Source organism: Pontibacterium sp. (assembly GCF_964228735.1).
Taxonomy (GTDB): domain Bacteria; phylum Pseudomonadota; class Gammaproteobacteria; order Pseudomonadales; family Balneatricaceae; genus Pontibacterium.
In genome coordinates this window covers 1-9350 of sequence record NZ_CAXRBQ010000094.1, presented here as the reverse complement: position 1 = coordinate 9350, position 9350 = coordinate 1, and the positions used below count along the sequence as shown (strand labels likewise).

General features: G+C 53.9%; 8 protein-coding genes. 7 read left to right on the top strand and 1 reads right to left on the bottom strand.

Going from position 1 to position 9350, the window contains the following annotated elements; all coding sequences use genetic code 11:
• On the top strand, positions 1-201 hold a 201-nt coding region (locus tag ACEQ15_RS10910; RefSeq protein WP_370279220.1), incomplete at its 5' end, for a hypothetical protein.
• Here ACEQ15_RS10910 and ACEQ15_RS10905 read toward each other — a convergent pair.
• Positions 191-1801: a methyl-accepting chemotaxis protein gene (locus ACEQ15_RS10905; RefSeq protein WP_370279219.1), complete on the bottom strand. Its 1611-nt coding sequence runs from the start codon at positions 1799-1801 to the stop codon at positions 191-193. The two genes, ACEQ15_RS10910 and ACEQ15_RS10905, sit on opposite strands and share 11 nt — an antisense overlap.
• Before the next feature lie 237 nt (positions 1802-2038).
• On the opposite strand from ACEQ15_RS10905, the gene ACEQ15_RS10900 reads away from it, so the two are divergent.
• From ACEQ15_RS10900 to ACEQ15_RS10875, 6 genes are all read left to right on the top strand, one after another.
• Positions 2039-2410, top strand: a complete 372-nt coding sequence (locus ACEQ15_RS10900; protein WP_370279218.1) for a DOPA 4,5-dioxygenase family protein — start codon at positions 2039-2041, stop codon at positions 2408-2410.
• 25 nt (positions 2411-2435) lie between these two features.
• A complete protein-coding gene (locus ACEQ15_RS10895; protein WP_282353274.1) occupies positions 2436-2627 on the top strand; it encodes a CPXCG motif-containing cysteine-rich protein in 192 nt (63 codons plus the stop codon).
• Positions 2628-2688: 61 nt separating this feature from the next.
• Complete coding sequence (locus ACEQ15_RS10890; protein WP_370279217.1) at positions 2689-3582, top strand: pseudouridine synthase; 894 nt, start codon at positions 2689-2691, stop codon at positions 3580-3582.
• Positions 3583-3729: 147 nt separating this feature from the next.
• Positions 3730-7350: an EAL domain-containing protein gene (locus ACEQ15_RS10885; RefSeq protein ID WP_370279216.1), complete on the top strand. Its 3621-nt coding sequence runs from the start codon at positions 3730-3732 to the stop codon at positions 7348-7350.
• An 87-nt stretch (positions 7351-7437) separates the two neighbouring features.
• Entirely contained in the window at positions 7438-8841 is a 1404-nt protein-coding gene (locus tag ACEQ15_RS10880) for an FAD-binding oxidoreductase (RefSeq protein ID WP_370279215.1), read from the top strand.
• Between the two features lie 89 nt (positions 8842-8930).
• On the top strand, positions 8931-9350 hold a 420-nt coding region (locus ACEQ15_RS10875), incomplete at its 3' end, for a response regulator (protein ID WP_370279214.1).

Below are 9350 nucleotides of genomic sequence, written 5' to 3'. Positions count from 1 at the left end.
GGGGCTGCAGCAACTGATGAAACGCGGTGTTATGATGTGACAAAGCCTGAATCCTTTGTGATTAAAGTGCTTGCTCGCACACTCATTTTACTCACATGGATTCAGGCTTTCTTATTTATCCCAAACTATGGGACAGCAGTGAGCGTAACGCTGCCTTTTTTAGTTGGAGCCTCTTTGTCAGAGGGAGGGATTAAACCTTAAAGCGGGAGGTCATGGTCTGCAGATTACCCGCCAGGTTGGAAAGGGAAGAGGAGGCATTCTGAGTTGCCCGGCTGCCCTCAACCACGGTATCGCCCAGGGACTTGAACTGCTGCACTTTGTTGCGGACTTCAACGACATCGCTACGCGCATCGTTTGCCAACATAGCAGCTTCGTCACACTCATTGCTGAGACTGCGGATAGTCTCTTGGATGGCAGAGAGGCTTTCCACGGTGGTTTGTGCCAGCTGCACCGAGTTACGGGCTTTCTCCTGGTTGGATTCCATGGTGTTCATGGACGCGGTGATGGAGGAGACAATCGCTTCCAGCATGGAGTTAATCTCCACGGTGGACTGGTGGGTGCGGGTTGCCAGGGTGCGCACTTCGTCGGCAACCACGGCAAAACCACGACCGGATTCGCCGGCACGGGCCGCTTCAATCGCTGCGTTCAGGGCCAACAGGTTGGTCTGGTCCGCGATGTCGGCGATGGTGCTTACCACGCTGGATACCTGATCGCCGGCGTCACGCAGTTCCATCAGCATGCTGGCGGTGGTTTCGATATCACCGGCCAGTATTTCGATACTGGCGGAGGTGCGTTCCACCTCACTTGCACCGGATTGTACTTCGTTGGCGCCTTTGCGGGCAGATTCCGACGCCAGGGCAGAGCGTTCCGCGCCATGTTCGATCTGGGATTCCAGCTGGGTCATCACATCCATCAGGTTATCGATCTGCTCGTTCAGATGATTGATCGCTTCGTCGGAGCTGGAGGCGGTGCTGGTCAGGGAGGTGACCGAATCGCTGATGCCGCGGGTGGCGTTGGAGACTTCCGCCATACCGTTGCGGAACAGCTCCAGCAGTTCGTTGATGCTGTTGGAGGCACGGCCCACTTCGTCGCCTGAGCGCTGCGGCAGCTGGATGGTCAGGTCCTTTTCGCGGGACACATTCATCAGGCCGGTTGCCAGTTCAGCTATCGGATTGGATACCTGGCTGCGGGCAAAGATGTAAGCGAGCAGGGCAACAATCACAATGGCCGAAACCAGCATCAGGATCAGCGTAATGGTGCCGGACATATCGTCGATGATTCGCATGGAGCTGGCGCTGGCTGCATCGCTCACCTGGGTGTTGATCTGCGATAGCTGATCCAGGGCCATGCCCGCGTTTGCAGACAGGGTACCGAGTAGGTTTCGGGCACGGTCCCAGTCAACAGAGCTGGCAGCCATTACACCGCGCAGTTGATCCAGAGACTGGTCTACGTTGGAAAGGCTGCGCTGTAGGGAAGACAGGTCAACACCGCCACTGGCGTTAAGGGCTTCGATCGCTTGGCTACGGGACTGGTTGATGTTCTCGCGGCGTTCGTCAAAGGTACTGACATCAATCGTGGTTCCGTACAGCGAGTACGCTGTGATCTCCAGTTTCCCAAGGGCTGCGCTCACCCGTTCCAGTTGGCTCAGTTGTGGCAGAGTGCGGTCAACGAAGGTTGTTACTTCATCCTGCACAGAGCGGGTGGTATTGGTGAGTGCGAATGCTGCGATCGCCGTGATCACAAGCACAGCGGCATATCCTGAAAAGACCTTGGTACTGATCGATCCGAAAATCTTCGCCATCTCTAGCTTCCTTTTTACTATGCTGTTGCACGTGTTCTGAGGGCTGTCCCGCAAAGTTGTAGCGGCCTCTAGGGTCGAAACCTGAGAGGGACTACAAAAAATAACAGTCGGTCTGTGGTCGGATCAGATTGTTCTAATCATGTGATCCGGCGATTGCGGAACTGGCAATAACCAACTGTAATCTATAGATTTTGTACAGTACCAGTTAATTCGCAACTAACCGAGAGATATAACCCTATGGATTTGGCCGCACAATGCTTTAACCCCGACAGTATCGGCGGATACCATGCCCACGTGTACTACCAGAATTCAGAACAACGGGCGCTGGCCGCAGAGATACGGGAATCAATAGCTGCGCGGTTTGACGTGGAGTTGGGGCGTTGGCGGGATCAGCCTGTGGGGCCGCATCCGCTACCGATGTATCAGGTTGCTTTTGACAAAACACTGTTGCCAGAGTTGCTGCCATGGCTGATGTCCGTGCGTGGCCCCTTGTCGATTCTGGTTCACTGCACCACCGGACAAAACGATCTGCTGGATCATACGGCGGGTGCAATCTGGCTGGGGCCTCAGCTGGAACTCAATACCGCGATCTTTGCTGACCCAGCCTGATCGCCCGAACAAAGAGAGGTGAATAATGAACCCGCAGGAAGAGATCAGTAGCCAGTGTCCTTATTGTGGTGAGCCGATTACATTGCTGATTGACTGCAGCGAGCCGCAACAAACCTATATTGAGGACTGCGAGGTGTGCTGCCGACCTATGACCGTCTCGGTTCAGCTAGCACCGAACGGTTGGCCAAGGGTGCAGGTATACCACGAAAACGAGTAACTCATCAGCTGGCGGCAAAAGTGATATGCTTGCCGCCTTCCACACTAGCTCAGGTACCACCATGGGTCGATCCCAATACGCCTCCTCTGTTGTTATGCCCAGCAACAATCCAGCGCAATACGAAACCGTATTGGATTTTCTTATAGTGCGATTTCCGCGCATCGATGCCGAGATATGGCGTCAGAGAATGCTGGACGGAAATGTGCATTGGGAAGGGGGAGACCCGATCAGCGAAGCCACTCCGTTTACCGCCAACGCGCGTGTTTTTTACTACCGTGAAGTACCCGATGAACCGGAGATTCCGTTCCAAGAGCTGATTATCCATCAGGATGACGAACTGCTGGTGGCCTGCAAACCCCATTTCCTGCCTGTAACGCCAGCCGGTATCTATGTGCAGCAATGTCTCTTGAATCGTCTGCGTGAGAGAACCGGCATTGACGCACTGACCCCAATTCACCGTATCGATCGTGATACGGCTGGACTGGTGATGTTTTCTGTTAACCCAGAAACCCGTGGTGCATACCAACAGATGTTTGCCGAGGGCACGGTGCAGAAAACCTACCAGGCGGTAGCGGCCTGTGATGATTCGGCTATGAAGGGCAAGCGCTGGTTGATTGAAAACCGCATGGACACGGCGGAGCAGTGGTTTCGGATGTCCATCACTGAAGGGGAGATCAACGCCCGTTCTACGGTGAACTGTATTGACGTAAAAAACGGTCGTGCGCTCTTTGAGTTGAGCCCGTTGACCGGAAAAACCCACCAGCTGCGCGTTCATATGAACAGCATCGGTTTTCCGCTTGAGAATGACCGACTCTATCCTGATGCGCTCCCGAAAGGGGAGGATGATTTCGGAAAACCTCTGCAACTGCTGGCGAAGGAAGTGGAGTTTGTTGACCCGGTCACGGGGGAGCAGCGTCATTTTCAAACAACACGCGGCCTAAATTGGTCTGCGTAGTCAGGCTTAGATGGCCTGTGATCCTTCATTTCTACTTCGTATTGCCGATATTTTCTAAATGATTCTTTCGCACTGTTGGCAAGCAAGGTGACAGATAGTATTTTGATTTAACGCGTTTTAGCCACACCGTTGTTAAGGTGGTAATCGATGAAGTTTCGTACCTTGAAGTGGGTATTGGCCTTTTTCCTGGTGTCACAGCTGGCATATGGCAACGACAAGGTAGTCTTACAGTTAAAATGGGAACATGAATTTCAATTCGCCGGATACTACGCGGCGTTGTGGCAAGGATATTATGAAGAAGCCGGACTTGATGTAGAGATCCGACCTGCAACGGCTCCTGGTGGAAAGCTTAAGTCAGCCGCCAGCGAACTGGCATCTGGTAACGCGGATTTTGCTATTGGTGCACTCAACTTTCTTGTCCATCGCGATAGAGGGGAACCGCTGGTGGCATTAGTGCCGATTTTCCAGCGTAGCCCACACTCCATCTTTACCTTAGCTGGCACACAGCTGAACGGTATTGATGACCTGTCAAAGTTGACCATCGCCACCCCGAAGGATGACTTCACCCGTGCGGAAGTTCAGGCACTCTTCAACTCCCGAAAGATCGATGTTGCGTCGGCGCGATTTATTGATCAGCCACCCACCATTACCACCATGCAGACAGGAGCAGCCGACGCGATCGCGACCTACAGTATCTCCGCACAATATGCGGCGAAAGAGCAGGGAATTGTCCTGAATGAGCTGTCCCCCTCAGAATTTGGTCTCGATTTCTACGGTGATACGCTTTTTACCCACCAGCGGGTTATTGATGACGATCCGGATAAGGTACGCCGCTTTGTGGAAGCCAGCCTTAAGGGATGGCAGTACGCCCTGAGTCACAAGCAGGAGATTGCACGCCGTATTGCGCAGGATCTGCCGAGGCACCTTTTCTCCTACAACGATCAGTTGGGCTATAACCTGGCTTTTGCCGACGTGATCGACACGTACATGGCGTATCCCTTCACCGAGATTGGTCACAACAACCGTTTGCGCTGGCAGCGGATGATCTCGAATCTGCGTGCCATCGGCATGATCCAGAACGAGATGGATGTCGATGACCTGGTGTATGACCTCGAAGGCGAAAATGAGCAGATCAGTGCGCAGATGCTGGTCTTTATTGGCCTGGCGTTGCTGCTGATCTTTTCCTTTTATTACGGTCGTCGTCTCCGTTACGTCTGGGTGGTTTACGCGCTGGCGCTGGTGATGATCTATATGGCGGAGCAGAGTGTAGAACGACAACTGCAACACGATCACTTTAAGGACCGGCAAGTCGATGTACTGCAGCAACTGAATGCCGTTGCGGCGCAGATGTCAGGCATTGTGAACCGAAACCTCGCCTACGTTGACGGGATGTCCGCACACATTGCCGTGAATCCGGATATTGATCAGGAGCAGTTTACCCGCTACAGCGAAGCGATTTTCCGCCAGCGGCCGCTGCTGATGAATCTGGGAGCTGCTCCTGACCTTGTCGTCAGGATGTTGTACCCGCTAGAAGGTAACGAGGCGGCACTGGGGCTGGACTATACGAAGAAGCAAGACCAGTTGGGTGTCGTGCTACGGGTGCGTGATAGCGGCAGGCTGGCGGTGGCCGGTCCGGTTATGCGCGTCCAGGGTGGTCTCGCATTTATCGCCCGTGCAGGGGTGCGGGCCATAAACGAGCAGGGAGAGGACTATTTCTGGGGCTTATTGTCTGCGCCGTTTTTGGCGGAAGATCTGTATCGGGCAGCTGGGCTGTATGAGCCGGATCTTTCCATCGATGTTTCTATCCGCGGGCGTGACGGGTTGGGACGAAACGGCGAAATCTTCTTTGGCAAAAGTGAGTTGTTTGACGATCCGAGAGCCCTGAAAACCACCATACGTGTTGGTGACGGTACCTGGCAGTTTGCCGCCCAGCCGAAGGAGGGGTGGGACTACAGCCGCAGTGGCGTCGCAATGTTGCGTGGTTTCTCCCTCATGTTGGCATTCCTGTTGTTCCTCTTCCTGTTGTGGCAGCGTCGCCAGATAGACTCCCAAAGTGCCTACGAACGAAAGATCCGCGACAACGAAGGTTTGTTGCGCGAGATGAGTACGGTGGCGCTGATCAATGGCTGGCGCATCCCGGCAGGGCATGCCCAGGTTCACTGGAGTAGCCATTCTACGACCATTCTTGGTATCGACGATCAGGGGAATGGCGTGAGCATCGAATCGATCCTGCAGTTATTCGATCATAACCAGGCGAACAAACTACGTTTGGCGTTGCTGGATGCCATCGAGCAGGGGCGCTCCTTTGATCTTGAGTTAATCCTTGAGCCAGACGGTGGCGAACGACGCTGGATTCGCTGGATTGGTAATGCCGCCCGGCAGGAAAGTGGTGATTACGAAGTTACCGGTGCGGTGCAGGATATTACCGAGCGTAAGAAGTTCAATGAAGTGGTGGAGCGCCAGGCAAACTACGATCTGTTAACCGGCCTGCCAAACCGCAGCTATTTCTATGAAAACCTGCGCTGGTCGGTCGCGTCGGCACAGCGTACAAAGAGCCAGTTGGCGGTCCTGTTTATCGATCTGGATAAGTTTAAACCGGTGAACGATAACTATGGTCATGTGGCGGGTGACAAAGTGTTGCAGGCCGTTGCGCAGCGCATTCGCAACAGCCTGCGCGAGTCGGACATTGTGGCCCGCATCAGCGGTGATGAATTTACCGTGGTGCTGCGCCAGATCGACAACGAGTACGCACCCATTGATGTGGCTGAGAAGCTGCTGACGGAGATCAGAAAACCGTACGCCGTGCTTGATCGTCAGATCTATTGTGGCGCTAGTATAGGTATTTCTGTATTCCCGGACGATACCACTGTGGCGGATGAGCTGATCTCCAAGGCAGACTACGCCATGTATGAGGTGAAGCGCAGCGGTCGCAACGGCTGTAAATACTTTACCCATTCCATGCAGGAGCGCTCCGAAAACCGTCATCGGTTGTTTACCCGCTTACAGCGTGCAATCAGCGAGCAGCAACTGTACGTCGTCTATCAGCCGGTGATTGACCTTAAAACGGAAGAGATCGCCAAATGTGAGGCGCTGGTACGTTGGCGTGACGAAGATGGCTGTGAAATCCCGCCATCAGAGTTTATCGCCCTTGCTGAAGAAACCAGCCTGGTGAATGAGATCGACCGCTTTGTTCTGGCCGAGGCTGGGGCATATATCGAACGACTGGAGCGCGAAACCGGGCAACGCATCTCCCTATCGGTAAACGTATCGCCACGGGTGTTTGCTTCTACCGAAGCGGCACTGCAGAGCTGGCTGGAACTGGCGACAGATGTTGCCTCACGCGTGGATCTGACCGTCGAAATTACCGAACGCATGCTGATTGAAGGGCCGGAAAAGGCGTTGTGCGTGCTGAACAAGCTGAAAGCCAGCGGGGCAACGATCGCGATTGATGATTTTGGTGTGGGTTACTCATCGCTCAGTTACCTCACCACGCTGCCGATCGACTTTATTAAGATCGATCGAAGCTTCGTCCAGCGCGTCGATGAAACTGAGTCGGCCCGAATGCTGGTGGATACCATCATCAGCCTGGCGAAGAACCTTGATCTGCAGCTGATCGGTGAAGGGGTTGAAAACCACGACAGCCTTGAGATGCTGCGCAGCAAGGGGTGTGATTACGCCCAAGGTTACCTGCTCGGTAAACCCATGCGCGGTGAGATGCTGGCAAAACGTTTACAGGTTGAAGAGGTTGCCGATCAGTCGCCCGTATAGTTTTTGATCTGTGTTACGGGATTCCGTGCCGCCACTGCGTTACTATGCGAGAAGATAATAAGAACAATGCGAGCACGGGAGGTGCGTATGAATCGCGTAACCAGGCCGTTTCATCCATCTGATCTGCAAGCGATGGTGAATGAGTTAGCGCCATTGTTTGGGGATCGCATCCACCTGTCACAGGCGGTGCGAGACCAGCATGGGCAGGGAGAGGACAGCTATGGCTGTATGGCGCCGGATGTTGTGTTCTACCCATTCTGCACGGAGGAGGTCGCCCAGATCCTGGAGATGTGCCACCGCTACAGTATTCCAGTGATCCCGTACGGCACCGGCACCTCCGTTGAAGGACATCTGCTGGCCCTCAAAGGCGGTGTCTGCATCGATCTGTCCGAGATGGATCAGATTATCGAGATCAACCCGCAGGATATGGATTGTCGGGTACAGGCGGGTGTTACCCGTGAAGAACTCAATAAAGCCCTGCGCTACGAGGGATTGTTCTTTCCCATCGACCCTGGCGCAAACGCCAGTATCGGCGGTATGGCCTCCACCCGCGCTTCGGGTACCAATGCCGTGCGTTACGGCACTATGCGCGAAGCGGTGATGGGGCTTACGGTTGTTACACCTTCAGGCGAAATTATCCGCACCGGTACCCGAGCCCGCAAAAGCGCTGCAGGTTATGACCTGACACGTATGTACGTCGGTGCAGAGGGCACATTGGGCATTATTACCGAAGTGCAGTTACGTCTGCACCCTGTCCCCGAGCAGATCCGGTCTGCAGTGTGTACCTTCGATTCATTGCCAGGCGCGGTGCATACCGTGATCGACGCAATGCAGTCAGCTATACCTGTTGCCCGTATCGAGTTGCTCAACAGCCTGCAGATGAAAGCCTGTATTCGCTACTCCAAGCTGACCGGTTTTGAAGAAGCGCCAACCCTGTTTCTGGAATTTCACGGCTCTCCCGAAGGCGTGAAGGAACAGGTTGAGCTGTTTGAGGAAATTGCGGATTCGCATGGCGGGCAGCAGTTCCGCTGGGCGGAGACCACTGAAGAGCGCAATGCCTTGTGGGAAGCGCGGCATAAAGCATACTTTGCCGCACAGGCGCTGAAACCGCGTGCAAAAGCGATCACAACGGATGTGTGTGTCCCAATATCCCGACTGGCTGACTGTATTCTGGCTGCTGAAAAAGCGGCCCTGGAAACCGGTTTGCCCTGTCCGATCGTGGGGCATGTGGGGGATGGAAATTTTCACCTACTTATTGTTTTTGATCCAGAAAATCGTAATGAACTCCATGCAGCGCGGGATTTGTCTGCTACAGTTGTTGAGATTGCTCTCGCGATGGGCGGAACCTGTACCGGTGAGCATGGGATAGGGAGTGGTAAAAAAGCGTATCTGCGTGCCGAACAGGGCAATGCAATTGAGATCATGGCGACGCTGAAGCGTGCGCTCGATCCGAAGAACATTATGAATCCGGGTAAAGTGCTGGATATTTAGTATCTCGCACCAGCACTACATTACCCTGATGGGAGTTGTACGGGTAAACAGAACCTGGACTCTGTATCCGTTTTTATTGGAGAAAGTCTATGGATGAGTTGCAACCATCTGACCTGAATATCCTGTTGGTCGAGCCTTCAAATGCACAGAGTAAGGTTATCGAACACGAGCTCGCCTGCGAGGGTATACATAGTATTGATTTTGTTAGTGGTATGCAGGAGGCACTGGAGCGTATCGACACCATACGTCCAGATCTTGTGATCTCCTGTTATCACTATGCAGATGGCACCGCGCTTGATCTGCTCAGAGAGATCAGGGGGCAGGAGGAGCTGGAAGACCTGCCATTTATGCTCGTCACCAGCGAAAGCCGTCGCGAACGCCTGGAAGAGTTTAAGCAATCCGGTGTGGTGGCAATTCTGCCGAAGCCGTTTACGCATGAACATCTGCGCCGTGCCATTAACTCTACGCTGGACCTGTTAACCACCCAGGACCTGGATCTGGATCTGTTT

Coding starts and splice junctions, on each gene's coding strand:
- ACEQ15_RS10905 (WP_370279219.1), bottom strand. CDS start 1,801: ATGGCGAAGATTTTCGGATCGATCAGTACCAAGGTCTTTTCAGGATAT.
- ACEQ15_RS10900 (WP_370279218.1), top strand. CDS start 2,039: ATGGATTTGGCCGCACAATGCTTTAACCCCGACAGTATCGGCGGATAC.
- ACEQ15_RS10895 (WP_282353274.1), top strand. CDS start 2,436: ATGAACCCGCAGGAAGAGATCAGTAGCCAGTGTCCTTATTGTGGTGAG.
- ACEQ15_RS10890 (WP_370279217.1), top strand. CDS start 2,689: ATGGGTCGATCCCAATACGCCTCCTCTGTTGTTATGCCCAGCAACAAT.
- ACEQ15_RS10885 (WP_370279216.1), top strand. CDS start 3,730: ATGAAGTTTCGTACCTTGAAGTGGGTATTGGCCTTTTTCCTGGTGTCA.
- ACEQ15_RS10880 (WP_370279215.1), top strand. CDS start 7,438: ATGAATCGCGTAACCAGGCCGTTTCATCCATCTGATCTGCAAGCGATG.